Source organism: Kineosporia succinea (assembly GCF_030811555.1).
Taxonomy (GTDB): domain Bacteria; phylum Actinomycetota; class Actinomycetes; order Actinomycetales; family Kineosporiaceae; genus Kineosporia; species Kineosporia succinea.
In genome coordinates this window covers 3,882,511-3,907,154 of sequence record NZ_JAUSQZ010000001.1, presented here as the reverse complement: position 1 = coordinate 3,907,154, position 24,644 = coordinate 3,882,511, and the positions used below count along the sequence as shown (strand labels likewise).

General features: G+C 71.1%; 24 protein-coding genes. 15 read left to right on the top strand and 9 right to left on the bottom strand.

The genetic code is table 11. The features are described from left to right. The first annotated feature begins 172 nt into the window (after positions 1-172). Entirely contained in the window at positions 173-913 is a 741-nt protein-coding gene (locus J2S57_RS17180; protein WP_307244043.1) for a helix-turn-helix domain-containing protein, read from the top strand. A gap of 3 nt (positions 914-916) precedes the next feature. Here J2S57_RS17180 and J2S57_RS17175 read toward each other — a convergent pair whose 3' ends face one another. The 4 genes from J2S57_RS17175 to J2S57_RS17165 form a co-directional block, all read right to left on the bottom strand. Continuing rightward, positions 917-1,945 (bottom strand): cytochrome P450, encoded by a 1,029-nt coding sequence (locus J2S57_RS17175; protein ID WP_307244041.1) that lies wholly within the window; start codon positions 1,943-1,945, stop codon positions 917-919. 61 nt (positions 1,946-2,006) lie between these two features. Next, complete coding sequence (locus J2S57_RS35355) at positions 2,007-2,087, bottom strand: tryptorubin family RiPP precursor (RefSeq protein ID WP_370882668.1); 81 nt, start codon at positions 2,085-2,087, stop codon at positions 2,007-2,009. Positions 2,088-2,276: 189 nt separating this feature from the next. Continuing rightward, positions 2,277-2,675, bottom strand: a complete 399-nt coding sequence (locus J2S57_RS17170) for a VOC family protein (RefSeq protein ID WP_307244039.1) — start codon at positions 2,673-2,675, stop codon at positions 2,277-2,279. A gap of 62 nt (positions 2,676-2,737) precedes the next feature. Next, entirely contained in the window at positions 2,738-2,887 is a 150-nt protein-coding gene (locus tag J2S57_RS17165) for a hypothetical protein (protein ID WP_307244037.1), read from the bottom strand. On the opposite strand from J2S57_RS17165, the gene J2S57_RS17160 reads away from it, so the two are divergent. Next, on the top strand, positions 2,886-3,341 hold the full coding sequence (locus tag J2S57_RS17160) for a globin (RefSeq protein WP_307244036.1): 456 nt from the start codon (positions 2,886-2,888) through the stop codon (positions 3,339-3,341). The two genes, J2S57_RS17165 and J2S57_RS17160, sit on opposite strands and share 2 nt — an antisense overlap. A gap of 3 nt (positions 3,342-3,344) precedes the next feature. Here the strand turns inward: J2S57_RS17160 and J2S57_RS17155 are convergent, their stop codons facing one another. The 4 genes from J2S57_RS17155 to J2S57_RS17140 form a co-directional block, all read right to left on the bottom strand. Next, positions 3,345-4,046, bottom strand: a complete 702-nt coding sequence (locus tag J2S57_RS17155) for a DUF8185 domain-containing protein (protein WP_307244034.1) — start codon at positions 4,044-4,046, stop codon at positions 3,345-3,347. Beyond that, entirely contained in the window at positions 4,043-4,486 is a 444-nt protein-coding gene (locus tag J2S57_RS17150; protein ID WP_307244031.1) for an acyl-CoA thioesterase, read from the bottom strand. The genes J2S57_RS17155 and J2S57_RS17150 overlap by 4 nt, the downstream gene beginning before the upstream one ends. Before the next feature lie 218 nt (positions 4,487-4,704). After that, a complete protein-coding gene (locus tag J2S57_RS17145; protein WP_307244029.1) occupies positions 4,705-5,760 on the bottom strand; it encodes a zinc-binding dehydrogenase in 1,056 nt (351 codons plus the stop codon). A gap of 150 nt (positions 5,761-5,910) precedes the next feature. Then, on the bottom strand, positions 5,911-6,717 hold the full coding sequence (locus tag J2S57_RS17140; RefSeq protein WP_307244027.1) for an SDR family oxidoreductase: 807 nt from the start codon (positions 6,715-6,717) through the stop codon (positions 5,911-5,913). Positions 6,718-6,909: 192 nt separating this feature from the next. On the opposite strand from J2S57_RS17140, the gene J2S57_RS17135 reads away from it, so the two are divergent. From J2S57_RS17135 to J2S57_RS17120, 4 genes are all read left to right on the top strand, one after another. Next, positions 6,910-7,545, top strand: coding sequence for a TetR/AcrR family transcriptional regulator (locus tag J2S57_RS17135; protein ID WP_307244025.1), 636 nt, complete (start codon positions 6,910-6,912; stop codon positions 7,543-7,545). 79 nt (positions 7,546-7,624) lie between these two features. After that, positions 7,625-8,560 (top strand): acyl-CoA thioesterase, encoded by a 936-nt coding sequence (locus tag J2S57_RS17130; RefSeq protein ID WP_307244023.1) that lies wholly within the window; start codon positions 7,625-7,627, stop codon positions 8,558-8,560. A gap of 103 nt (positions 8,561-8,663) precedes the next feature. Then, entirely contained in the window at positions 8,664-9,263 is a 600-nt protein-coding gene (locus J2S57_RS17125; protein ID WP_307244021.1) for a hypothetical protein, read from the top strand. A gap of 204 nt (positions 9,264-9,467) precedes the next feature. Next, positions 9,468-10,487, top strand: coding sequence for a lysylphosphatidylglycerol synthase transmembrane domain-containing protein (locus tag J2S57_RS17120; RefSeq protein WP_307244019.1), 1,020 nt, complete (start codon positions 9,468-9,470; stop codon positions 10,485-10,487). 62 nt (positions 10,488-10,549) lie between these two features. Here the strand turns inward: J2S57_RS17120 and ettA are convergent, their stop codons facing one another. Beyond that, a complete protein-coding gene (gene ettA, locus J2S57_RS17115; protein ID WP_307244017.1) occupies positions 10,550-12,232 on the bottom strand; it encodes an energy-dependent translational throttle protein EttA in 1,683 nt (560 codons plus the stop codon). Positions 12,233-12,376: 144 nt separating this feature from the next. On the opposite strand from ettA, the gene J2S57_RS17110 reads away from it, so the two are divergent. From J2S57_RS17110 to J2S57_RS17070, 9 genes are all read left to right on the top strand, one after another. Continuing rightward, a complete protein-coding gene (locus J2S57_RS17110) occupies positions 12,377-12,889 on the top strand; it encodes a DUF2505 family protein (RefSeq protein WP_307244014.1) in 513 nt (170 codons plus the stop codon). A 2,272-nt stretch (positions 12,890-15,161) separates the two neighbouring features. After that, entirely contained in the window at positions 15,162-16,172 is a 1,011-nt protein-coding gene (locus J2S57_RS17105) for a LacI family DNA-binding transcriptional regulator (protein WP_370882667.1), read from the top strand. A 293-nt stretch (positions 16,173-16,465) separates the two neighbouring features. Further along, a complete protein-coding gene (locus J2S57_RS17100; protein ID WP_307244010.1) occupies positions 16,466-17,788 on the top strand; it encodes an alpha-L-fucosidase in 1,323 nt (440 codons plus the stop codon). Next, complete coding sequence (locus J2S57_RS17095; RefSeq protein ID WP_307244008.1) at positions 17,785-18,708, top strand: hypothetical protein; 924 nt, start codon at positions 17,785-17,787, stop codon at positions 18,706-18,708. The genes J2S57_RS17100 and J2S57_RS17095 overlap by 4 nt, the downstream gene beginning before the upstream one ends. Before the next feature lie 8 nt (positions 18,709-18,716). After that, the gene (locus J2S57_RS17090) at positions 18,717-20,957 is read left to right on the top strand and encodes a galactose-binding domain-containing protein (RefSeq protein ID WP_307244006.1); all 2,241 of its coding nucleotides are present in this window, start codon (positions 18,717-18,719) and stop codon (positions 20,955-20,957) included. 165 nt (positions 20,958-21,122) lie between these two features. Beyond that, positions 21,123-22,406, top strand: coding sequence for a precorrin-6y C5,15-methyltransferase (decarboxylating) subunit CbiE (gene cbiE, locus J2S57_RS17085; RefSeq protein ID WP_307244004.1), 1,284 nt, complete (start codon positions 21,123-21,125; stop codon positions 22,404-22,406). Then, the gene (gene cobM / locus J2S57_RS17080; protein ID WP_307244002.1) at positions 22,403-23,146 is read left to right on the top strand and encodes a precorrin-4 C(11)-methyltransferase; all 744 of its coding nucleotides are present in this window, start codon (positions 22,403-22,405) and stop codon (positions 23,144-23,146) included. The genes cbiE and cobM overlap by 4 nt, the downstream gene beginning before the upstream one ends. Further along, positions 23,146-23,907, top strand: coding sequence for a precorrin-6A synthase (deacetylating) (cobF, locus tag J2S57_RS17075; RefSeq protein WP_307243999.1), 762 nt, complete (start codon positions 23,146-23,148; stop codon positions 23,905-23,907). Before cobM ends, cobF begins: the two co-directional genes overlap by 1 nt. Next, positions 23,907-24,635, top strand: coding sequence for a cobalt-precorrin-6A reductase (locus tag J2S57_RS17070; protein ID WP_307243997.1), 729 nt, complete (start codon positions 23,907-23,909; stop codon positions 24,633-24,635). The genes cobF and J2S57_RS17070 overlap by 1 nt, the downstream gene beginning before the upstream one ends. The last annotated feature ends 9 nt before the right edge of the window (positions 24,636-24,644 follow it).

Below are 24,644 nucleotides of genomic sequence, written 5' to 3'. Positions count from 1 at the left end.
ACGGCCGGGGGCGGCGGCGCGTGCCGGGCCCGGCCACGACCCCGCATCACTCAGGGTCGGCGCCGGTGCCGGGCCACGACCCCGCATCACTCAGGGTCGGCGCCGGAACGGGCCCGGCCACCGCCTGGATCGCCAGGCCGTGGCCGGGCCCGTTCCGGGCTAGCCTGGCCGCATGACCTACGCGGAGCGGCCCGCCGCCCGCGACGGCGTCGTGCTCTGGCGCAGCGTGTCCGAGGCGGCGCAGCCGTCGCTGATCCTGCCCGACGGCTGCCTCGACCTGCTGTGGGACGGCTCGCGGCTGATCGTCGCCGGTCCCGACACGGTGGCGCGCACGCACGTTCCCGGCGCCCTGCCTGAAGACGCGCCGGTCGCGCCGAGCGCTCCTGTCCCCCTGGGTGCCACCCGGTTCACGGCCCTGCGGTTCGGCGCCGCCACCGGACCCGCCGCGCTGGGAGTGGCCGCGTCCGACGTCGTCGACCGGCTCGTCCCCCTGGAAGATCTGTGGGGCACCCGCCGCACCCGCGAGCTCGCCGAACGGGTGGCGGCCGCCGAGACACGCACCCGGGGCGGAGCCGCCCACGCGCTGGAGAGCTGGCTGCGCTCCGCGCCCGAACCGGCCGATCCGCTCGGGCGCCGGGTGTTCGGCATGGCCCGGGCCGGTGTGCCGGTCGCCGAGATGGCCGACCGGGCCGGCTTCAGCGCCCGGCAGCTGCAGCGCCGCAGCCAGGAGCTCTTCGGTTACGGCGCCGGTCATCTGCTGCGGGTGCTCCGGCTGCAGCGGGCTCTGGCCCGGGCGCGTGCCGGCGTTCCCCTGGCCCGGGCGGCCGCCGACGCGGGCTACTGCGACCAGGCCCACCTCTCCCGCGAGACGAAGTCCCTGACCGGCACCACTCCCCGCACCCTGCTCAGCTGACGCTCACCGCCGCACCACCGAGACCGCGGACACCCCCAGCAGCCCGTCGAGCGGAACCCGCGCCCGGCGCTGCCCCGGGTCGACGGTGTAGCCACTCTCGCGCAACTGCCTCAGCAGCATCGACGCCAGGGGCATCGCCAGATGCCGCCCCCAGCACCGTTCCTGCACATGGCCGAAGGGCAGGTAGCCGGGATGGGTGTCGGGGTCGAGCTCCTGCCAGCGGTCCGGGCGGAACCGCCCGGGCTCGTCCCACAGCGCCGGGTCACGCTGGCTGAGGAAGTTCAGGAAGAGCAGGTCGTCGCCGGGCCGGATCCGGGCGTCGAGCGCCGGGTACTCGGGCGAGGCCAGCCGCAGCAGGTTCCACGACGGGGGCAGCAGACGCAGGGTCTCGAGCAGGATGTGCTCGTCCGGGGTGTCGTCGTCGAAGGGGGCACCGAGCCACAGCGCGCTCGTGACCATGGTGGACACCAGCAGGGCCACCGGCACCGAGAGCCGGCGGTAGAGCACCATCGCGTGCCGGCGGTCGCGGTACCCGGACCGTCCCGTGGTCAGCGCGGCCAGGTGCGAGATCCCGCTCCGGGCCGGTCCTTGCGGCAGGGCGGCCACCCCGGCCGCGAACGACGTCCAGGTCACGTGGGGCAGCAGCTGCATGCCGCGGCCACTGAGCAGGCGCAGCCGGTAGGGATCCCGGCCGAGCACCAGGTCGCGCAGGTAGCGGTGCCCGGTGCGCGGCCACCGCCCGGTGAGGTCGGGAGCAGCCGACTGGGCGGAGGAGAGCGCCGCCCGCACGTCCTGTCCCAGTGCCCGCATCCCCGCCGCCGACTCCGGCTGGGTGACCGCGCGTCCGAAGATCGGCTTGAAGGTGGGACGTTCGGCCGGGCCCGCGGGCCGGCTGCGCATCAGCGTGTCGGTCATCGCCGGGCCGGCCACGCCGACGGTGTCCTTCTCGAGGCGGAACAGGTCCTGCCCCAGGTGGTCGTGGAGCAGCCCCTCCAGGCGCGGCGCCAGTACGGTGGCCCGATCAGCGGTCATCGGCAACCCCTTTCGGCGGCCGGCCCGGCGGGAGGTGACTGCCCGCCGGGCCGGTGACGCATCAGATCCAGCCGTACCAGGCCTTGCTCTTCAGACTGCGACGGTGAGCGATCTTCTTCTGGAGCGAGCGAATGATGGTCATGCGCGGCCGTCCCTTCTGATCAGCTGACAACGATCACCCAGTTGTACGCCCCATATGTCCGATTCAGTTACCCCAGGCAAGCATCCCGGGTTGCCTCAGATCCATTTCTTCCCCTGTGCGGCAAGCATTTTCAGCCGAACGAGTAGCTGCCCGATCGAGCAGCCGCGGCGGCACGTCCCCGCACGCCGCTCAGCCCAGCGGCGCGAAGAGGTCGACCTGGTTCCCGTCCGGGTCACGCACCACGGCGTACCGCTGCCCCCACACCGCGTCCCAGGGCGCCAGTTCGCCCTCGTACCCGGCCGCCACGACGGCCGCGTAGGCCTCGTCCACCTCTCCCGGGGACCCGGCGAGCAGCGCCACGGCCGACTGGCCGGCACCGGCCGGGGGCCGGGTCCACTCCGGGTGGAACGACCGGATGGTCTCCTCGGTGTCGAACGCGAGCTGGATCCCCCCGAGATCGGCCTGCACGTGGGGCTCGCCCCCGGCCACCGCCGGATCGGGCAGGTCCAGCCCGAGCAGGCGGTAGAAGGCCAGCGTGGCGGCCATGTCGGAGACGACGAATTCGATGACGGCGAGTCGGAGCTTCATGTCCGTCACGCTAGGACCCGCACCTCCCCCGGTCTTGGATCCTGCGGACAAGGGCCGAGCGCTCACCGCCCCAGCCGCCGGTACGCCCGCACCCCGTGCGCCGCGAACACGGCCACCAGCAGCACCTGGGTGACGATCGCGTGGGGCAGGGCGGCGGCGAAGGCCGGGCTGGCTTCGTTGATCGCCGGGCGATAGGTGAGACTGGGAAGCATGGCGGACGAGAAGACGACCCTGGGCGTGGTGCCGACCGGGGCCAGACCGGCCGCGGCGGCCGGTCAGGCCGACGGCGAGAAGATCACCTTCTACGAGGCGGTCGGCGGGCGGGAGACGTTCGCGAAGCTGGTGCACGTCTTCTATCAGGGCATCGCGGACGACGAGGTTCTGCGCCCGATGTACCCCGAAGAAGACCTGGGCCCGGCGCAGGAGCGTCTGCTGATGTTCCTCGAGCAGTACTGGGGCGGCCCCACCACCTACAGCCAGCAGCGCGGGCACCCGCGTCTGCGTATGCGTCACATGCCGTTCAAGGTCGACAGTGACGCCCGCGACCGCTGGCTCAAGCACATGCGGGCAGGCGTCGACAGCCTCGACCTGCATCCCGAGCTCGAGCGCATGCTCTGGGACTACCTGGAGCGCGCCGCCTTCAGCCTGCAGAACACACCCGGCTGAGACTCAGAACAGACTGGACCCCCGGGCCAGCACGTGCCCTCGGGCCGTGCTCAGCCGCCACCAGGGCCCGGCCGAGTGCAGGCTGGCCGAGTCGTCTTCGGTCTTCCCCAGGAACCCGAAGGCCTCGGCCGCGAACGCCGCCCCGGCGGGCACCCCGACCGAGGCGCCCGTCGACGCGTCTTCCAGCAACGTGCGTCCCCACACCAGCCCCCGCAACCGGGCCACCGCCGACGCCCCCGACCCGGCGGGCACCCCGGCCGCGACCTCGTCGATGCCGGCCCGCGCGGCCTGCCGCAGCAGGGCGAACGGCACCACTCCGTGCACGTCCCAGCCCGACCGCGGCGGTGCCACGCCCGCCCACGACGCGTTGGTCGCCGTGGTCGGCGGCACCGGCATCTCGATCGGCTTGCCCACACTGCGCGGGGTCGGGCGGCTGCCGGCCATCAGCCGGTCGATGCGCGCGAACCGGTCGGCCATCGAGGCCAGCGGCACCGTCGCGTCCACCTCGGCGGGCTCGGCCAGCGCCAGCACCCGCAGCGCGAGCACCGTCGGGCCGCCGGCCCCGTGCAGCGCGCAGGCGTACATCGCGAGCGTGGGCCCGTGACCGACCAGGCGGATCGCGCCGCCCTCGTCGATCTGCCGGGCCCGCCCGACGAACGTGCGCACATCGGTCAGCGAGCTGAGATCGGGCAGCAGGAGGTTCATTTCGGCGCCACCTTGTCGCGGCGACGGCGCCAGCGGATCGGCTCGTCCTGCCACTGCAGCAGGCGCTCGCGCAGCGGGCCCGCGAGCCGCTGCGGGCGTTCGCCCGCCAGGTCGAAGGCGAACAGGGTGGTCTCGGCGACGGCGTGCACCCCGTTCTCGCCCCGCACCTCGTAGCCCAGCTCGAAGTCGGCCGCCCCCACGCGCGTCACCCAGACGTCGACCGGAACCGGCTCCAGCCGGTAGTTCAGCGGGGCCACGTACTCGATCTCCTGCCGCGCCACCAGCAGGCCGACGCCCGCCGCCTTCTGCTCGAGCAGGTTCTCGCCGAGCAGCGCGACCCTCGCCTCCTCGAGCATGCGCACGGTCATGACGTTGTTGACGTGCCCGAAGGCGTCGACGTCACTCCATCGGAGCGGGATCAGCACGGTTTGGCGAGGCACCCGCCCATGGTCCCGTATCCGCGGCGGCCACCGGTGCAGGGGGCCGATGGTGGACGCGGCGGTCGCCCTGGGTGGCGTGGGTCACAGAAAGTCAGGGGTCAAGGGGCGAGCCGGGTGACCGATGCAATGACAGCACCCCGGACCGGGCGTCGGGAAGGAGGAGGGGCCTGGCCGGCGCCGGTCCGTGGGTGCGACTTGTCTTCGGGGGTCCTCGGGTCTCAGGTCTGGAACGAGGGGCGCAGCGAGACCACGAGACGCCCGACGGCATCTCCCGCCGCGAGCCGCGCGATGCCCTGCGCCGCCTGCTCGAACTGCAGCGTCTCGGCCAGCTGGGGCTTCAGCGCCCCGGCGTCCAGCAGGTTGGTCAGATCGGTGTGCGCCCGCTGCACCAGCTCGGGCTCCCGTTCCCGGTAGAGCGCCGAGTTCACGCCCAGCACGGTGAAGTTCGCGGCCCGCACCTGCTCCGGGGCGACCGGCACGGCCTGCTGCGACGCGAACCCGGCCACCACGATCCGGCCCTCGAACCCGACCAGCCGGCACGACAGCTCGAACATCGGCCCGCCCACCGGGTCGAACACGACCTGCGCGCCCTTGCCGCCGGTGAGCTCCCGCACGGCCGCCTCGATGTCGTGCTGCTGCCGGTGCAGCACCACGTTCGCGCCGAGAGCCCTCGCCACCTTGAACTTCTCGTCCGAACCGACGACCGCGACCACCTTGGCCCCGGCGGCCAGCGCCAGCTGCACCGCGGCGCTGCCCAGACCACCGGCGGCGCCGAACACGACCACCCACTCCCCCACCCGCACGGCGGCCCGGCGGTAGAGCCCGAGCCAGGCCGTCAGGTAGGCCAGGTGGAAGACCGCGGCGGGTTCGTCGTCGAGCGCGGTCGGGGCCGGGAACACGTCCTGCGCCCGGGCGATCGCGTAGGGGGCGAGGGCGCCGTGGGGCAACGTGGTCTGGCCGATCACGCGCTCGCCCAGCCGGTACTGCGAGACACCCGGCCCGACGCCCACGATCTCACCGCACAGCTCCAGGCCGGGGGTGAACGGCGGAGGCGGGGCGTGCACCGAAAGACCCTGCGCCAGAGCCACATCGGTGAGACCGAGCCCGGCCGCGGCGACCTGCACCAGCACCTGACCGGCGCCGGGCGAGGGCAACGGCACCGTCTCCGTGCGCAGCACCCGCAGTGGATCACCGGGGCCGGTGACCCGCCAGGCCCGCATCGTGCTGCCGGTGTCGAGTGTCCCCGAAACAGGGGCGGACGCCTCGGTGCTCACTCATACCTCCGGCAGACGGAATCAACCGGGACACACTGAACCGTCCCGTCACCCACCAGGTCAACTGAAGTCAACCGAAGGGAACGGTGGGACGCGTCGGACCTGACCGCGGGAGCCCGGAGGACCGGCCCGCCATCAGGCCCGCGCCCCTCAGCCGAAACCGCCGCGCAGCCCCACCCCGCCGTCGAGGGTCAGCGTCTGCCCGGTGATCCACGAGGCGTCGTCGCTGGCCAGGAACGCGACCGCGGCGGCCACGTCGTCCGGGTGCCCGAGCCGGCCGAGCGGATACCCCTCGGCGACCTCCTGCTCCCGCCCCTCGTAGAGCGCGGTGGCGAACCGGGTCTTCACCACGGCCGGGGCCACCGCGTTCACCCGGATACGCGGGGCCAGCTCGAGCGCGAGCTGCGCGGTCACGTGGATCAGCGCGGCCTTGCTGGCGCCGTACACCCCGATGCCCGGCGCCGGCCGCTGACCGGCGGTGGAGGCCACGTTCACGATCGCGGCCCCGTCCTGGTGGCCCAGGCCGAGCTTGCGCACCTCCTCGGTCCAGGAGAGCGCGGCGATCACGTTCACGTCGAACACCTTGGCCGCGGCCCCGGCGTCGGCCTCGCTCACCGGGCCGTACACCGGGTTGATGCCGGTGTTGTTGACCAGCACGTCGAGCCGGCCGAAGGCCTCCAGCGCGGTGCGCACCGCGTGCCCGCGGTGCTCGGCGTCGTCGGCCCGCCCGGCCACCCCGACAGCCGACGCGGCCCCGCCCAGCTGTGTCACCGCGTCCTCCAGCGGGCCGGGCTTCCTGGCCGTGACGCAGACCCTGGCCCCCTCGGCCACCAGCCGGTGGGCGATCGCCAGCCCGATGCCCCGGCTGGCCCCTGTCACCACGGCGACCCGGCCCTCGAACCGGCGGGCCGGTTCGGCCCGCACGACCTGGATCGCCGTCTCCTCGTCGAGACGCATGTGCCCTCCTCATCCACACCGGATGCGCCGTCGCACCCGGAACGGGGTTCCCGGACCACGCCTGCGGCGCCCGGGATGCACGAATCATCCGGAAGCCTGACACATGATCACGGTCACATCACCCGGCCGTTCGGCCTGGGAACAGCTTCTCCCCGACCTTGACTGAGCGCCCGTCCATGACATGCTCCCGCCATGGTGACCCGGTCGGCGGCGAGCTGGACGGACGAAGACGATCGCGACTCCCGTTCGGGTGACTCCTCGCGGCGTCTCATCGAGGCCGCGATCGAGGCGTTCGCCGAACGTGGCTACCACGCGACCACGACCCGCGACATCGCGACCCGGGTGGGGCTCAGCCCGGCGGCGCTCTACGTGCACTTCCCCTCCAAACAGGCGCTGCTGGCCGAGATCAGCGTGTTCGGGCACGAGGCCGCGCTCGAGCTGGTGACCGCCTCGGCCGCGCTCGAGGGCACCGCCCTGCAGCGGCTGCAGGCCGTCATCCGCGACTTCACCGCCTGGCACGCCGAACGGCACCGGGTCGCGCGGGTCGTGCACCACGAGATCGCCGCCCTGGCCGACGCCGACCGGCAGCACGTGCTCGACGTGCGCCGTCGCATCGAGGGAGTGGTGGAGGCCCAGCTCGGGGCCGGGAACGCGAGTGGTGAGATGGACGTGCCCGACCCCCGGGCGGTGGCGCGGGCCCTGCTCTCCCTGAGCGTCGACGTGGCCCGCTGGTACGACCCCCGGGGCAGCCGCACCGCCGCGGAGATCGGGGAACTGTACGCGGACCTGGCCACCCGCATGGTGTGTGCCCGGCCCGAAACGGCCTGACGGCCTGATTGCCTGACGGCCTGACACGGCTTACCGCCCGGAGGGCCTCATCGGCCCGAAGGGGCTTAGGAGAGAACGAGTGACGAGCAACGACCCGGCGCGCGACGCGCTGGCCGCGATCACGGGGGTGGACGCGGGGACGTCGGCGAACCCGTCGGTGACGGTCCCGATCGACGCGCTGGTGAGCATTCTGGATGTCGAGGAAGCCGGCGACGACCGCTTCCTGGGGCACAACTACCACGCACCGAACGGCCGGATCTTCGGCGGGCAGGTACTGGCCCAGGCGCTCGCCGCGGCCACCAAGACGGTCGGCGACGACCGTCCGCCGCATTCCTTCCACGGATACTTCCTGCGGCCGGGCGACCCGTCGGTGCCGATCGAGCTGGCCGTCGAGCGGCTGCGCGACGGGCGGTCGTTCAGCGCCCGCCGGGTGCAGGCCGTGCAGCACGGCAAGCCGATCCTGTCGATGATCGCGTCGTTCCAGATCCCCTCCGGGGGACTCGACCACCAGGCACCGATGCCCGAGGTCCCGCGTCCGCACGAGCTGCCCACCATCGCCGAGCGCCTGGCCGAGGCCGGTCACCGGCTGGAAGACCTGGGCCCGCTGCTGCGCTCGCAGCCGTTCGAGCTGCGGCACGTGCAGAACCCGCTGTTCCTCACGCCCGGCCCGGAGAAGATCGCCGAGCAGGCGGTCTGGATCCGCCCGACCTCCCCGCTGCCGGCCGGCGACCTGCTGCACGCGATCGTGCTGGCCTACGTCAGCGACTACACCGTGCTCGAGCCCACGCTTCGTGCGCACGGCCTGGCCTGGGCCACGCCCGGCATGAAGACGGCGAGCCTCGACCACGCGATGTGGTTCCACCGGCCGGTCTCGTTCGACGAGTGGCTGCTGTTCGTGGAGGAGAGCCCGTCCGCGTCCGGCGCCCGGGGTCTGGGCCTGGCCCGGATCTACGCGTCCGACGGCACGCTGCTCGCCACCGTGGGCCAGGAGGGCATGTTCCGCGTGCCGGAATGAGGCGCCGGTGTCGTCGCGGCGTACCGGCCCGCCGCGCCGGCCCGGACACCGGGGCGAACGCCCTAAACTCCTCCCAACTCGCCCAGTTCGAGCAGGGAGCCCCATGTCGCGCACCGAGGAAATCAGCTCAGACGTCAAGGCGGTGAGCGCGGCGGTGGCCGAGTCCGCCACCCACGGCGATGAGACCCTGGAATACACCCGCGACCAGATCGAGCTGGCCTACGAGCACGGCTGGGACGGGGTGGCCCAGTCGATCAGCATCGCCGGCGAGGCGCTGGAGAAGATCACCGGCGAGCTGTCCGGGCTGGACGACGCCTTCGAAGGGGCCGTCAGCACGCTCGACGAGATCAACGAGCAGATGAGCCGCAGCGAGGTGGCCTCACACCTCACGCTCAGCCTGACCGCGCTCGACGGCTCGCAAGACCGCCTGGAGAGCACGGTCAGCCTGGTCGACGAGGCGATGCAGGGCGCCCAGCAGGCCGAGCACGAGGCCCTCGCGCACCGGCTCCAGGCGCTGCGCGACGACATCGAGGGCCTCTTCGAGCGCCTGACCCAGGCCCGCGCCGACATCGAGGCCGAGCACGAGGAGGCCCAGCGGCTGGGCCAGCAGGAGGGCGAGGACTCCCAGCGCGGCGACTCGGGCCCCAGCGACGAGAAGGACCGCAGGCGCGACGACGACGAGGACCAGGCGAAAGAAGACTGACGCCGCTGGTGGCGGGAAGAATCTTCTTCCCCGGCGGACGCAGCTGGACGTGTGCTCCTGCGACGTGGGCGCCCGCACCGGCCTTCCCGACGCCGGGGAGGGTCTTCCACGGCCAGATCGACGATCTCGCAGCCCTCCTCACCACCGCCTGACTCCCCGGTCCCCGTTTTCTCCCTGCTCAGCCCGCTGTGCAACGCTGTGAGCGTGTCAGTGCCCTCCGACGTCCCCGCAGCGCAGCCCTCGTCCGGGCCGGACGTCCCGCTTGCCGGAACCGCACCGGAAGAACCGAGACGCCGCTGGGGAACGCTGATCGGGCGCATCGTCCTGGGGCTGGCCTCGCTCGTGGCCGTCTACGTGTTCCTGCAGCAGGTGCACCCGGCTGACCTCTGGGAACGTCTGCGCACCACCGACCCGGCCTGGCTGCTGCTCGCGGTGCTGGCGTCGGTACTGCCCGTGCTCGGCAGCGCCATCAGTTTCCTGGCCTTCGCCCCCGGGCGCGTCCCGCTGGGGCAGATCACGCTGGTCCAGCTCGCCACGTCGTTCGTGAACCTGATCACGCCCGCGAGCGCCGGCGGCCTCGCCCTGAACGTCCGCTACCTCAGTCGCCGCAACATTCCGCTGGCGGTCGCGGTCACCGTCGTGGGGCTGGTGCAGACCATGTCCGTCATGGTCACGGCCGTGCTCGTGGTGGTTCTGCTGGGTGCTTCGGGGCGGTCGTTCAGCGATGCCCCGCACATCCCCTGGGTCACGGTGCTGATCGCGGCCGCGATCGTGCTCGCCGCCGTGGTGCTGCTGCGGTTGTGGCCGTGGGGACGGCAGCTGGCCTGGCGGTACGTGGTCAAGCCGTTCCGCGACGCGGGTCCTCAGCTGCGCACCATCGTCACCGATCCCCGGCGGCTGGCCCTGGCGACGGCCGGGCACCTGACCGTGACCCTGGGCTTCGTCGGGGTGCTGGGGGCGGCGCTGGCGGCGTTCGGCGAGAGCAAGCCGCTGGTGCTGCTCGCGGTCGTGGTGATCGCCGGATCCGCTCTTGCGGGTGCAGCGCCGGTGCCGGGCGGGATCGGGGCGGCCGAGGCGGCCCTCACCGGCGGCCTGGTCGCCATCCAGGTCGACCCGACCGCCGCCCTTTCCGCCGCCGTCCTCTTCCGCGTCATCACGTTCTGGATCCGGGTGCCGATCGGCTGGCTGGCCCTGGTGGTTCTGCGTCGCCAAGGGGCTCTGTAACCAAAACCCCATGGGGGACGCGTCGGTCACCCGACGCGTCCCCCATGGGGTTTGGCTGTTGATCAGTCGCGCGTGAGCTTGCGGTGCGTGACCCGGTGCGGGCGCGCAGCGTCTTCGCCCAGACGCTCGATCTTGTTCTTCTCGTAGCTCTCGAAGTTGCCCTCGAACCAGTACCAGTTCGACGGGTCTTCCTCGGTGCCCTCGTAGGCCAGGATGTGCGTGGTCACCCGGTCGAGGAACCACCGGTCGTGGGAGATGACCACGGCGCAGCCCGGGAACTCCAGCAGGGCGTTCTCGAGCGAACCGAGGGTCTCGACGTCGAGGTCGTTGGTCGGCTCGTCGAGGAGCAGCAGGTTTCCGCCCTGCTTGAGCGTCAGCGCCAGGTTGAGGCGGTTGCGCTCACCGCCGGACAGCACGCCCGTGGCCTTCTGCTGGTCGGGGCCCTTGAAACCGAACGCGGCCACGTAGGCGCGCGAGGGCATCTCGACCTGGCCGACCTTGATGTAGTCGAGGCCGTCGGAGACCGTCTCCCACAGGCTCTTCTTCGGGTCGAGACCGCCGCGGTTCTGGTCGACGTACGAGGTGAGCACCGTGTCGCCGACGCGCACCACGCCCTCGGTCGGCTCCTCGAGCCCGACGATCGTCTTGAACAGGGTGGTCTTACCCACACCGTTCGGGCCGATGACGCCGACGATGCCGTTGCGCGGCAGCGTGAACGAGAGGTTCTTGATCAGGTCGCGCTCGCCGAAGCTCTTGCCGAGCTTCTGCGTCTCGATCACCAGCGAGCCCAGACGCGGGCCCGGCGGGATCTGGATCTCCTCGAAGTCGAGCTTGCGGGTGCGCTCGGCCTCGGCGGCCATCTCCTCGTAGCGGGCCAGACGGGCCTTGCTCTTGGTCTGGCGGCCCTTGGCGTTCTGGCGCACCCAGTCGAGCTCGTCGGACAGGCGCTTGGCCAGCTTGGCGTCTTTCTTGCCCTGGACGGCGAGACGCTGGGCCTTCTTCTCGAGGTAGGTCGAGTAGTTGCCCTCGTAGGGGTAGGCCCGGCCGCGGTCGAGCTCGAGGATCCACTCCGCGACGTTGTCGAGGAAGTACCGGTCGTGGGTGACGGCCAGGACGGCGCCCGGGTAGGAGGCCAGGAACTGCTCCAGCCACTGCACGCTCTCGGCGTCCAGGTGGTTGGTGGGCTCGTCGAGGAGCAGCAGGTCGGGCTTGGACAGGAGGAGCTTGCAGAGGGCGACGCGGCGGCGCTCACCACCGGAGAGCACCGTGACGTCGGCGTCCGGCGGCGGGCAGCGCAGTGCGTCCATCGCCTGCTCGAGCTGCGAGTCGAGGTCCCAGGCGTCGGCAGCGTCGAGCGCCTCCTGCAGTTCGCCCATCTCGGCCAGCAGCTTGTCGTAGTCGGCGTCGGGGCTCGCCATCTCTTCCGAGATCGCGTTGAAGCGGTCGAGCTTGCCCTTGATCTCGCCGACCCCCTCCTCGACGTTGCCGAGGACGGTCTTGCTCTCGTTGAGTTCGGGTTCCTGCATCAGGATGCCCACCGTGGCATCGGGATCCAGCCGGACGTCACCGTTCGACGGCTGGTCGATCCCGGCCATGATCTTGAGCACGCTCGACTTACCCGCGCCGTTCGGCCCGACCACGCCGATCTTGGCGCCGGGCAGGAACGACAGCGTCACATCGTCGAGGATGACTTTGTCGCCGTGCGCCTTACGCGCCTTACGCATGGTGTAGATGTACTCAGCCACGGTGCCAGGCTATCTCAGCGAAGGCCTTCCCCATTTCCGTGACAGCGGGTCCGGACGCGGTAACTGTGCAGGTCCGTACATGCCCTGTTGTCCCACAGGTGGCGATCATGTCCTAGAGTCCGGCGTCAAGGAGGACACTCAGGCATGTCAGCGCAGTTCGAACTCAGCTGGGTCTACGGGATCTCACCACTGGTGACTTTCCGGACGATGACCCGGCTCGAGCATCTCACCGAGAAGGCGAGGCAGCTCGGGTACGAGGACTTCCACGTCCTCGAACTCCGGGAACGGGCCGGCGTCTTCCGGCAGGTCGCCGAGCGTCAGGCGGCGGACATCATGCCCGCCCGCCGGTTCTTCGGCGGCAAGTCCGTGATGACCGAGACCCAGTCGTGGCAGCAGTCCACCTGGAACGGCTCCCGCCAGGGCGAGTACCTGGTCGAGCTGGCCGCGGCACCGCAGGTGGAGATCGTGGGTCAGCTGGCTCTCGAGCCCGCCGGCACCGTGGGCACCCGCTTCACCATCGCCGTGCAGCTCGAGACGCACGGACGGTTCGGCCGCAAGGGCGGGCCCGAGGTCGCGGCGTCACTGAGCCAGCGGCTGGAGGAGGAGCACGCCTTCAGGCTGCAGTGGCTGGAGCGACAGGTCCCCTACGGTATGTAACGTTAAGGGGCGACCGGCGCAGAGCGCCCTTTTCGGGCCCACCGACCCAGGGCGCGACGGAAGCCGGGTGCCGCTCCCCCGGCGGCGCACCGGGGCCTGCCTCGGGATTCCTGCCTCGGGATTGAGGACGCGCCGGGCCGGCTCCCGCAGCATTCGGCATGCTGGACACGGGTGAGGTTGCGGTCCGGCTGCCACCGGGCAGGGTGGTCGTGTCGAGCCTGCCGGTGCAGGGCGGGCTGCTGCCGTCGGACGCGGCGGCGTGGATCCTGACCGACTGACGTCGGACGGAGATCCATCGGCCGAGCTTCGACCGAAAGGGGGACCACGATGACCGTTCCGGACGATGGGATGACCCTGCCCCCGGACGACACCACCCCACCCCGCCCCCAGGGCCAGGCCCGACCAGGCGGTTTCACGCTCCCGGGCGACGGCACGTTGCCGCCCGCCGAGCCGGACCCGCCGCTGGAGCCACCGCGCCCGGGGCCGGTGCCGGCACCCCCCGCTCCCACACCCCCGATCCCGGGGCCGGGAACGGATCCGGTGCCTCCCCCTCCGGGCAGGCCGGAACCCGCGTTCTGACCAGTTAGTGCCTCGCGGGAGCCCAACCGCGGCGTGGAAGTGCCGGTCGACCCGAGCGCCTGTGGCCGCCTGGCGAGCACCGCGATGCACGCAGCACAACGGAAGCACCCGCTCGACGTGAGAGCCCCTGGCGAGAAACCGCAGCCGCCAGGGGCTCTCACCCGTTCAGGCCGAGCCACGCCGCCGGCCCACTGAGCCGCCCCAATGACCCACGAGAACGGCTACCGAGCCACGTCGCCGGCCCACTGACCCACGAGAACGGCTACCGAGCCACGTCGCCGGCCCCCGAGCCAGTCACGCCCCACCGGGCCACATCGCCGGCCCGCCGAGCCACATCACTGCCCCCACCGAGCGGCGTCGCCACATCGCCGGCCCCGCTCAGCCACATCGCCGACCACACTGAGCCGCCCCACTGAGCCGCCCCACTGAGCCGCCCCACTGAGCCACGCCGCCAGCCTTCAACCTGGTCAGCCCCGGTCTTTCCTCCCCTTGCTGAGCACCCCCACATCGTTGGCATCCCAAGCTTTACGCCCAGAACGCCCCCCGAACACCTTGCTCTTGCACCGCCCCTGCCCATGCCACATCTCGCGCCGCCCCATTACGTGGCCTGCAGCAGTAGGCAACGAGTGACGATTCCTTCAGCGCGGGAAAGCGGGACATCGATACTTTCGATTATCGATAATCGAAAGCACAGGTTCTGGCCGCACCGAGCACGTGCGCCCGAACTCGGCGCCGAACGCCGACACAGCGGGAGGCAGGCGGCAGGCAAGCGCCGTATAGGCGGACGGCAGGCAGGCAGGCATGCGCTGGGCCAGGCGGGCGGGCGGCAAGCATGCGCTGGGCCAGGCCGGCGGGCAGGCGGCAGGCAAGCGCTGGGCCAGGCCGGCGGGCAGGCGGCAGGCAAGCGCTGGGCCAGGCCGGCGGGCAGGCGGCAGGCAAGCGCTGGGCCAGGCCGGCGGGCAGGCGGCAGGCAAGCGCCGGGTAGGCGGCCTACAGGCCAGGCGGCCAGGCGGCCAGGCGGCCAGGCGGCCAGGCGGCCAGGCGGCCAGGCGGGCAGGCGGCCAGGCGGCCAGGCGGGCAAGCGGGCAAGCGGGCAAGCGGGCAGACAGACGGGCGGCGGGCGAGCACCGGGGCAGGCGAGGGCAGGCGGCAGGCCAGGCGGACGGCAGGCAAGCGCCGGGCGATGGCGGGCGAGCGGCGAGCGGGGGCCGGGCGAGCGGCGAGCGGGGGGCGGGCGCGTTCTTTGGGACACGCAGCTTGTTATCGATGCCATCATTAACAGGCACGACATGGTTCAGAATGGCGCCCGGCACGCATCGCGTGGAGGGGAACGCAATCAGGGAGCGGCATGGGCGCGAAGCGAGGCAGGGCCGAGGGGGAGACTGCCGGGGTTGAGCAGCACGGACACGCGCAGACGGGGGTTCGGCGGTCCAAGGGTGCGCGGACGGAGATCGAGCGGGCCCGGATCGAGAAGGCCGGGGGTGAGCAGGCCCCGATCGAGAAGACCCAGGGCGAGCAGGCCCCGATCGAGAAGACCCGAGGCCAGCAGGCCCCGACCGAGAAGACCCGAGGCGAGCGGACCGGGGCCGGGCCGTCTGAGAACGGGCGGGCCGGGGTTGACGGAGCCCCGGTTGAACGAGCCTGGGTCGAACGAGCCCGGGGGCAGCGGGGTGGTTCCGTTCGTCAGCCGAGCATGACGGATGTGGCACGGGCCGCGGGGGTTTCGGCGCAGACGGTGTCGCGGGCGCTGCGGGACTCCCCCAACGTCAGTCCGGACACCAGGCGGCGTGTACTGACGGCCGTCGACGAGCTCGGCTACCGCCTCAACAATGCGGCGAAGGCGCTGAGTTCCGGGCGTAGTCACACGATCGGGCTGGTCCTGCTGCAGTCGGGAGGCTATTACTCGCGATCCGCCGTCACCGCCGGGGTCGAGGCCGCTGCCGGGAGAGCGGGTTACGCGGTCAGCATCGCGACCATCGCGGGGCTGGACACCGGGCAGCTCGAGCGGTCACTGACCAAGCTCGCCACTCAGAACGTCGACGGCATTGTCATTGCGGTGCCGCTGATCTCGGTCACCCAGAAGATCGAGGACATCACCCGGGACATCCCCACCGTCACCGTCGACGGTTCCCGCACCGAAGGCGCCCTGGTACTCGGCATCGACCAGCGCGAGGCCGGCCGGATCGCCACCCAGCACCTGCTCGACCTCGGCCACCGCCAGGTCTGGCACGTCGCCGGCCCGGACGAGTGGATCGAGGCCCGTCAGCGCCGCCAGGGCTGGCAGGAGTGCCTGGCCTCGGCCGGCATCGAGCCGCCACCGGTGCTCGAGGGCGACTGGTCACCCGGCTCGGGGCACCACCAGGGCTCCATCCTGGCCCTGATTCCCGAAGTCACAGCCGTGTTCGTGGCCAGCGACGAGATGGCGTTCGGCGTCGTCCGGGCCCTGCGCGAGAAGGGCCGCGACGTGCCCACCCAGGTCTCGATCGTCAGCGTCGACGACATCGCGCTGGCCGCCTACTGCTCGCCCCCGCTCACCACCGTGCGCCAGGACTTCTACGCCTCCGGCGCCGCCGCGGTGGACCTGCTGCTCTCCGCCCCCACCGATGCCGCTGCCGGCGCCTCCCACCAGCCCGCCCCCGCCGAACTCTCGGTGCGCGCCTCCACCGCCCCGCCCCCGTCCACCCGCACCGCCCGCACGACATAACCGAGCCGCCGACGCCCCCTCGAGCAATCCGGCAACGGCCGGGGCTCCCCCAACGATCCAGCCGCGCTCGGCGGTCCGGCCCCGCCGAACCCGGCCCCGCCGAACGATCCATCGCTCTGCGTCGCGCCCACGACCGGCGCCCGTCGCAACGTCCCGGCCTCATCGACCTGGACGCACACCGACCGCGCGGCTCCGAATCGGCCACCGGTGCGGGCCAGACCCTTGCGCCGCTCGTGTTATCGATGCCATGGTAACCACGTTCTCCAGCCCTCAGCTGTTCACCGGAGGTTCCGATGAACGTCCCCGCCCTGACCGCGGTCCGGCCGTCACCCCGGCAACTGGCCTGGCAGCAGCTCGAGTTCTACGGCTTCCTGCACTTCGGCATGAACACCATGACCGACCGCGAATGGGGCCTGGGCCACGAGGATCCCGCGTTGTTCGACCCCGCGGCCCTCGACGCCGACCAGTGGGTCCGCACCCTGAAAAGCGCTGGCCTGCGGGCCGTCATCCTCACCGCCAAACACCACGACGGCTTCTGCCTCTGGCCCAGCGCCGTCACCCGGCACTCCGTCGCCTCCTCCCCCTGGAAGAACGGGCAGGGGGACGTGGTGGCCGAGGTCGCGGCGGCCGCCGACCGGCACGGCCTGAAGTTCGGGATCTACCTGTCGCCGTGGGACCGCACCGAGGCCTCGTACGGGTCCGGCCGCGCCTACGACGACTTCTACGTCGCCCAGCTCACCGAGCTCCTGACCAGCTACGGCCCGGTGTTCTGCGTCTGGCTCGACGGCGCCAACGGCGAGGGTCCCAACGGCAAGGTCCAGACCTACGACTGGGAGCGGTATTACGCCACCGTGCGCCGTCTCCAGCCCAGCGCCGTGATCAGCGTGTGCGGTCCGGACGTGCGCTGGTGCGGCAACGAGGCCGGCGAGACGCGCACCGACGAGTGGAGCGTGGTGCCCCGGGCCCTGCAGGACGTGGAGCGCATCGCCGCGAAGTCGCAGCAGGTCGACGACGGCGAGTTCGCCCGCACCGTCCGCAGCGACGACGCCGACCTCGGCTCCCGCGAAGCCCTGCACGGCATCAGCGACCTCGTCTGGTACCCCTCCGAGGTCAACACCTCGATCCGGCCGGGCTGGTTCCACCACCCGTCCGAGAACGGCGAGGTGCGTTCCGTGGACGAGCTCTTCGACATCTACCGGCACTCGGTCGGCGGCAACGCGACCTTCCTGCTGAACGTTCCCCCCACCCGCGACGGCGTGATCCATCCGCAGGACGTGGCCACCCTCGAGGGGCTGGGCGCCCGCATCGCCGACTTCCGTTCTCGCACCCTCAAGGCCGACCTGCGTGAAGACGACGCACTGACGCTGCTTCTCGACTCACCTCACGCGGTGGAGGCCGTGGTGCTGGGCGAGGACATCGCCCAGGGCCAGCGCATCGAGCACGTTCTGCTCGAGGCCCGGCTCGACGACCGCTGGGAAACCCTGGCGGAGGCGAATACCGTCGGCTACCAGCGCATTCTGACGTTCCCCCCGGTCGTGACGACAGCCGTGAAGATCACCGTGACGCAGAGCCGGGCCACCCCCGTCATCACCCGGGCCGAGGTGATCGGCGCATGAAGCGCGCGCTCCTCACCCTCGGCGCCACCGCCGCCGTCGCCGCCCTCGTGACCACCGGCGTCCACCTCACCCAGAACCACGACCAGGTGGCCACCCTCGACGGCGAGACCATCACCCGCGACGAACTCGTCTTCCAGATGAACCGCCTCTCGCGCAGCGTCGACTGGGACGACAACCTGAACACCCTCAGCGAAAAGGCCTTCGACGACATCCGCCACGACCGGGCCGTTCTCACCCTGGCCCACGAACAGGGCCTCGTGACGTCAACCACCTTCGGCGACTTCATGCAGGAGGTCACGACGGAGAACCAGGCCCGCTCCGACGCCACCGAGCGCGGCGAGACGGTCTACGGCCTCACCGATTTCACCCCCGAAGAATACTATTCACACCGTCTCACCGATCTCACCACCCAGCTGCAGTCGAAACTCGGCCAGGAACCGGGCGATCCGCTCTGGGTGAGCGAGGCCGAGGTGAAACAGGCCTTCGAACAGGACAGGAACGACTGGGCCGCCAACGCCACCACCTACACCTACACCGAGCTGGTGACGGAACCGGACGCACCCCTTCCCGACACCGAGAAGCTCAGGCAGATCACCGAACCCGGCACCAGCGTCCGCCGGGCGACCTTCACCCGGAGCGGCAACAACGCCCACGACCAGGAACTCGCCTCGATCCTGAGCACCCTGGACATCGGCGAGATCTCGCAGCCCGTCGTCGGCACCACCCAGACCACCTATTACCAGCTCGAGAGCAAGACCGTGGATTCCGCCCAGGCCTACCAGACCTACGCGGCACGGATCCGGCAGTCGCTGGTCTCGGAGAAGCTCGACGATCTCCTGGAGCAGCGAGAGGGGGCCAGTGACCTCACCGTCGACCCCTCGGCGGTGAACGCCATCGACGCAGAGGATGTGCAGGGTTGAGAACTCGGATGTCAGGCTTCCTGCTCGTACCGCTACTCGCCACACTGCTGGCCGTTCCGCTGACACTGACGGCGACCACCGCGTCCGCAAGCTCTGAAACCACGAAACAAACCGACTGGAAAGGCAATTCGGCCAACCCCTACGGCGGCACCGACTACTACATCGACGCCACCGGTGGGCGCGACACCGCGAACGGCACCAGCACGCAGACCGCCTGGAAATCCCTGGCCAAGGCCAACGCCACCACCTTCGCCCCCGGCGACCGCATCCTGCTGAAGGCCGGCGAGCAGTGGGACGACGAGCAGCTCTGGCCGAAAGGCTCGGGCCGCGAGGGGAAACCGATCACGATCTCGGCCTACGGCCAGGCCCGGACCCGCCCCTACATCGCGACCAACGGCAACGTGCCCAGCCCGTTCCGGGCCGACGGCACCAAGAACCCCGAAACCGTGGGCCTGACCGGCGCCGTCGTGCTCCGCAACCAGCAGTACTGGGACATCAACCAGATCGAGCTGTCGAACGACGACGACTTCGCCACCGACATCACCACCGGCAGCTACGTGCGCGACGGCGTCATGGTCTCGATCAACGCCGACAAGATCGGCACAGACACGATCATGAACCATTTCCGCATCAACGACATCTACGTGCACGACACCGACGGCCCCAGCTCCTGGCAGAAGATCCACTACGGCGCCGTGAACTTCCAAGTCTTCGGAAGCAAGAACTACCAGGAGTACGGCACCGGCGGCTACTACTTCGACGACGTCCGCATCGAGAACAACACCTTCAAACACGTCGAGCTGCACGCCATCCAGTTCGCCTTCAACTGGTTCGGCGCCGACGGCACGGCCTCCGGCCAGTACGACGAGAGCGGCAAGTTCCACGAGGGCTGGGAACAGCTCTGGGTACGCACCCGCGACCTCTACAGCCGCAACGTCTACATCGGCCACAACTACGCCGAAAGCATCGGCCAGGGCGCGATCCAGCTGGCGAACACCAAGCAGATGCTGGTCGAGTACAACGAGGTGAACGGCTTCCTCGAACGCTACGACGCGGTCTCGTGCGGCCTGTACCTGTGGGCCGGCGCCGACTCGGTGATGCAGTACAACGAGGTCTACGGCGGCCCGGCCAACGAGTACGACGGCACCCCCTGGGATCTCGAGTACACGAACTTCAACGTCACCTACCAGTACAACTATTCGCACGACAACGCCGCGGGCTGGATGGCCTACATGGGCAACAGCTCGAACTCGGTGGCGCGGTACAACCTCAGCGTCAACGACAATGGCGTGCTGGTGAAGAACATGCTCTCGACCAACTACTCACCCACATACTTCGCCAACAACACGTTCGTCTACGACGGCGCCGCCATGGACTACGTGCACGACGAGACGTTCCTGTCACCGGTCTACTTCCTGAACAACATCTTCTACAACAGCTCGAAAACCGATACCACGCCCTGGTACCGGCGCACCGGTGCCCTGAGGCAGGCCGTGTTCTCCAACAACGACTACTACGAGGCCGGCGGCACGCACTCGGCGCAAGAACCCGCCGACCCCCGCGGCCTCCGCGAGGACCCGCAGTTCACGAAGGACCCGTCGACCTACACCCAGGCGACCGGAATCAAGGACACGGCCAAGCGTTTCGCTCTCAAGAGCACCTCCCCCCTGATCGACGCCGGTCGCTACAACGTGCATCTCGGAGCCGAAGACATCCTCGGCACCAAGCTGTACTACGGTGACGCCCCCGACATCGGTATCGCCGAGCGCAAGATCGGCGACCGGGTGAAGAACCCGGTCGACGACGACCCGGTCGAGGAGAACGGCTCGGCCCCGAACCTGGCGCTGGGCAAGCCGGTCACCGCGAGCTCGACGCATCCGGGCGCCGGCGGCACACTCGGCGCGGTGAACCTGACCGACGGCTCGTTCAGCACCCGCTGGGCCGCCGCCGACGACGCCACCTACCCGATCACCCTCGACGTCGACTTCGGCGCCGACACCACGTTCAGCCAGGTCGTGCTCGACGAGTACACCGACTCGGGCACGAACCCCCGGGTGCAGACCTTCGAGCTGCAGCGCTGGACCGGGTCGGCCTGGGTCACCTTCGCCGAGGGGTCCGAGGGCGTCGGCCACGACCTGGCGGTGTCGTTCGACCAGGTCACCACCCCGAAGCTGCGGGTGAGCCTGACCTCGAAGAAGGCGTCCGAGACCTACACCCCCACGCTGACCGAGATCACCGTGCACGCCTGATCCGTCCGGTGTGGGCCCGCCCAGCGGGCCCGCACCGGGCAGCACCAGCGAGGCGGGGGACGCGTCGGCACCGGGACGCACACACCTCACCACCCAGGGTGGCCGGGAGGATCGGGCCGGGCCGTGACGGGGAGGAGCTCAGAGTCACTCAACTAGGGTGTCGGCGTGCCCACCGTTCCACCGCCCGCCGACGCCGCCGATGTCACGCCGCGTGAGCGCCTCGTCGTGGCCGGGATCGGCGCCGACGGGTGGGCCGGTCTCACCACCGCCGCCCGCGCGGCCCTGACCGAGGCCGACGTGGTGTTCGGCGGCGACCGGCAGCTCGCCCTGCTGCCCGCCGAGGTCGCCGCGAACCGGGTGGCCTGGCCGACGCCCCTGGTGAGGGCCCTGGCGCTGCTGCTGGTGAAGACCCCCGGCGCCCGCAAGGTGGTGCTGGCCAGCGGGGATCCCACGTTCTTCGGCATCGCCACCACCATCGCCCGGGTCGCCCCCGGCTTCGACCTGGAGGTGCTGCCGCACCCCTCGAGCGTTTCCCTGGCCTGCGCCCGGATGGGCTGGGCGCAGCAGGACACCGACGTGATCAGCTTGGTCGGGCGTCCCGCCGCCACCCTGCAGCCCGGCATCTCCCCCGGCCGCCGCCTGCTCGTGCTGGTGCCCGGCGAGGACTCCCCCGCCCTGGTCGCCGGCCTGCTGCGTGACCGTGGGTTCGGGCCCAGCGAGCTCACCGCCCTGAGCAACCTGGGCGCCGCCGACGAGACCCGGGTCTGCGCGTCCGCCGACGAGTGGCCGGCCACCGGTTACCCGGCGCACGCCCCGGCCGGCCCGAAGACCCTGACCGTGCTGGCCGTGACGTGCCGCCCGGGGGCCCGACCGCAACGCCTCTCGCGCACCCCCGGCCTGCCCGACGACGCGTTCGAGAACGACGGCCAGCTCACCAAGCGTCACGTCCGGGCCGTCACGCTCTCGGCCCTGGCCCCCGAACCCGGCGAACTGCTGTGGGACGTCGGTGGTGGCGCCGGCAGCATCGGCATCGAGTGGCTGCGCACGCACCCCTCGTGCCGGGCGGTCAGCATCGAGCGCGACCAGCGGCGCAGCGACCGCATCACCCGCAACGCCGACCTGCTGGGCGTGCCCCAGCTGGAGGTGCGCACCGGTGAGGCGCCCGCCGCCCTGCACGGGCTGCCCACCCCCGACGCCGTTTTCGTCGGCGGTGGGCTGACCGCCCCCGGCCTGCTCGACCAGTGCTGGCAGGCCCTGGCCCCGGGCGGGCGGATGGTCGTGAACGTGACCACCCTGGAATCGGAAATGCTTCTGGCTGAGGCATATTCAATGTACGGCGGAACCCTGACGAAGATCGAGATCACCCGGGCCACCGCGATCGGGCGGTTCACCGGGTGGCGCCCCGCCATGCCGGTGACGCAGTGGGTCGCCTGGAAGGAACTGACGTGACCGTATATTTCATCGGTGCCGGCCCGGGAGCGGCCGACCTGCTGACGATCCGGGGGCTGCGCATCCTGCAGAAGGCCCCGGTCTGCCTGTACGCGGGCTCCCTGGTGCCGAAGGAACTGCTCGACGAGTGCTCGCTCGGCACCCGGCTGGTCGACACCGCCAACCTGGATCTCGAGCAGATCATGGCCGAGTTCAAGGCCGCCGACAACCGCGGCGTGGACGTGGCCCGGCTGCACTCCGGTGACCCGTCGGTGTTCAGCGCCGTCGCCGAGCAGATGCGCCGCCTCGACGACCTCCGCGTCCCCTACGAGATCGTGCCCGGCGTGCCCGCCTTCGCCGCCGCCGCGGCCGCTCTCAAGCGTGAGTTCACGGTGCCCGGCGTGGGCCAGACCGTGATCCTGACCCGCATCGCCCGCCAGGCCACCGCGATGCCCGAGGGCCAGGAGCTGGAGAAGCTGGCCGAGAGCCGCTCGACGCTGGTGCTGCACCTGGCCGTCCAGGAGATCGACGACGTGGTCGCGACGCTCGCGCCCTTCTACGGCGCCGACGGCCCGGTCGCGGTGGTGGCCAAGGCCAGCCGCGCCGACGAGCAGATCCTGCGGGGCACGCTGAGCACCATCGCCGGGCAGGTGCACGAGGCCGGGATCCGTCGCACCGCCGTCATTGTCGTGGGGCCGGTGCTCACGGCCCACGAATTCCCGGACAGCCACCTCTACTCCACCGAACGGAGCCGTCACTGATGCGGAAGGTCCTGCTGATCGGGGTCGGCGCGGGTGACCCGGACTACATCACCGTGCAGGCCGTCAAGGCGCTGAACACGGTGGACGTCTTCTTCCTCATCGACAAGGGCAGCGCCAAGGACGACCTGGTGCAGCTGCGCCGCGACGTCTGCGAGCAGCACATCGCCGGTCACGACTACCGTTTCGTGCAGGCCGACGACCCTGAACGCGACCGCACCGCCGAGGCCTACGATGACGCGGTGAAGGACTGGCACCACCGCCGGGCCGAGATCTTCGAGCGGATGATCGCCGACGAGCTCACCGACGACGGCGTGGGCGCGATCCTGGTGTGGGGCGACCCTTCGCTGTACGACGGCACGATCCGGATCGTCGAGGAGCTGCTCGAGCGCGGCAACGTGAAGTTCGACTACGAGGTCATTCCTGGTGTCAGCAGCCTGCATTCACTCACCGCGCGGCACCGGATCCCGCTGAACCGCATCGGCGAGCCCATCCACATCACGCCGGGCCGCCTTCTGGCCGGCGGAATGCCGCCCGGGCTGGACAATGTCGTGGTCATGCTCGACGGGGACTGCGCCTTCCGGCACGTGAAAGACCCGGATGTGGACATCTACTGGGGCGCATACCTGGGAACGAAAGACGAGATCCTGTTCAGCGGGCCGGTACTCGAGGTCGGGCCGGAGATCGAGAAGGCGCGGGCCGCCGCCCGCGAACGCAAGGGCTGGGTCATGGACACCTATCTCCTGCGCCGCCGCCTGAACTGATGGGCCGGGTCCTGATTCTCGGCGGCACCGGCGAGGGCCGCGAGCTCGCGGCGGCTCTCACGGCCTCCGGGGTCTCGGTGGTGTCGTCGCTGGCGGGGCGGGTCTCGTCACCGAGGCTGCCGCCGGGGGACGTGCGGGTCGGTGGGTTCGGCGGTGTCACCGGCCTGCGGGGTTTCCTGGTGGACGAGGGCATCTCGGCCGTGGTCGACGCGACCCACCCGTTCGCGGAGCGGATCACGGCCAACGCGGCCGAGGCCGCGGAAGGCGTCCCGCTGCTGATCCTGAGCCGCCCGGCCTGGGTCGCTCAGCCCGGCGATCGCTGGAACGGCGTCCCCACGCTCGAAGCCGCGGCCGACCGCGTCGCCGGCACCGACGCGTCCTCAAACATCATGCTGACCACCGGACGCCAGGAGACGGCACCGTTCGCCCCACTCCCCCAGCGGTTCTGGCTGCGCGCCGTCGAGACACCCGACGGACCGCTGCCGCGGCGCTGCGAGGTCATCCTCGACCGCGGTCCGTTCACCCTCGACGGCGAGCGAGAACTGCTCGCGGGCAAGGACATTCTCGTCACCAAGAACAGCGGCGGCCCGATGACCGCGGCCAAGCTGACCGCGGCGCGGGAACTCGGCCTCGAGGTGGTGATGGTCGAGCGCCCACCGCTGCCCGAAGGCGTACCGGTGGTGCACGACGTGCGCAGTGCCGTCGACTGGGCGCTGAATGCCCTCTAGGTTCGGCCG

Excerpts from the sequence above, each read along its gene's own strand:
- J2S57_RS17180 (WP_307244043.1), top strand. The coding sequence starts at position 173 with ATGACCTACGCGGAGCGGCCCGCCGCCCGCGACGGCGTCGTGCTCTGG.
- J2S57_RS17175 (WP_307244041.1), bottom strand. The coding sequence starts at position 1,945 with ATGACCGCTGATCGGGCCACCGTACTGGCGCCGCGCCTGGAGGGGCTG.
- J2S57_RS35355 (WP_370882668.1), bottom strand. The coding sequence starts at position 2,087 with ATGACCATCATTCGCTCGCTCCAGAAGAAGATCGCTCACCGTCGCAGT.
- J2S57_RS17170 (WP_307244039.1), bottom strand. The coding sequence starts at position 2,675 with ATGAAGCTCCGACTCGCCGTCATCGAATTCGTCGTCTCCGACATGGCC.
- J2S57_RS17160 (WP_307244036.1), top strand. The coding sequence starts at position 2,886 with ATGGCGGACGAGAAGACGACCCTGGGCGTGGTGCCGACCGGGGCCAGA.
- J2S57_RS17165 (WP_307244037.1), bottom strand. The coding sequence starts at position 2,887 with ATGCTTCCCAGTCTCACCTATCGCCCGGCGATCAACGAAGCCAGCCCG.
- J2S57_RS17155 (WP_307244034.1), bottom strand. The coding sequence starts at position 4,046 with ATGAACCTCCTGCTGCCCGATCTCAGCTCGCTGACCGATGTGCGCACG.
- J2S57_RS17140 (WP_307244027.1), bottom strand. The coding sequence starts at position 6,717 with ATGCGTCTCGACGAGGAGACGGCGATCCAGGTCGTGCGGGCCGAACCG.
- J2S57_RS17135 (WP_307244025.1), top strand. The coding sequence starts at position 6,910 with ATGGTGACCCGGTCGGCGGCGAGCTGGACGGACGAAGACGATCGCGAC.
- J2S57_RS17125 (WP_307244021.1), top strand. The coding sequence starts at position 8,664 with ATGTCGCGCACCGAGGAAATCAGCTCAGACGTCAAGGCGGTGAGCGCG.
- J2S57_RS17110 (WP_307244014.1), top strand. The coding sequence starts at position 12,377 with ATGTCAGCGCAGTTCGAACTCAGCTGGGTCTACGGGATCTCACCACTG.
- J2S57_RS17105 (WP_370882667.1), top strand. The coding sequence starts at position 15,162 with ATGACGGATGTGGCACGGGCCGCGGGGGTTTCGGCGCAGACGGTGTCG.
- J2S57_RS17100 (WP_307244010.1), top strand. The coding sequence starts at position 16,466 with ATGAACGTCCCCGCCCTGACCGCGGTCCGGCCGTCACCCCGGCAACTG.
- J2S57_RS17095 (WP_307244008.1), top strand. The coding sequence starts at position 17,785 with ATGAAGCGCGCGCTCCTCACCCTCGGCGCCACCGCCGCCGTCGCCGCC.
- J2S57_RS17090 (WP_307244006.1), top strand. The coding sequence starts at position 18,717 with ATGTCAGGCTTCCTGCTCGTACCGCTACTCGCCACACTGCTGGCCGTT.
- cobF (WP_307243999.1), top strand. The coding sequence starts at position 23,146 with ATGCGGAAGGTCCTGCTGATCGGGGTCGGCGCGGGTGACCCGGACTAC.
- J2S57_RS17070 (WP_307243997.1), top strand. The coding sequence starts at position 23,907 with ATGGGCCGGGTCCTGATTCTCGGCGGCACCGGCGAGGGCCGCGAGCTC.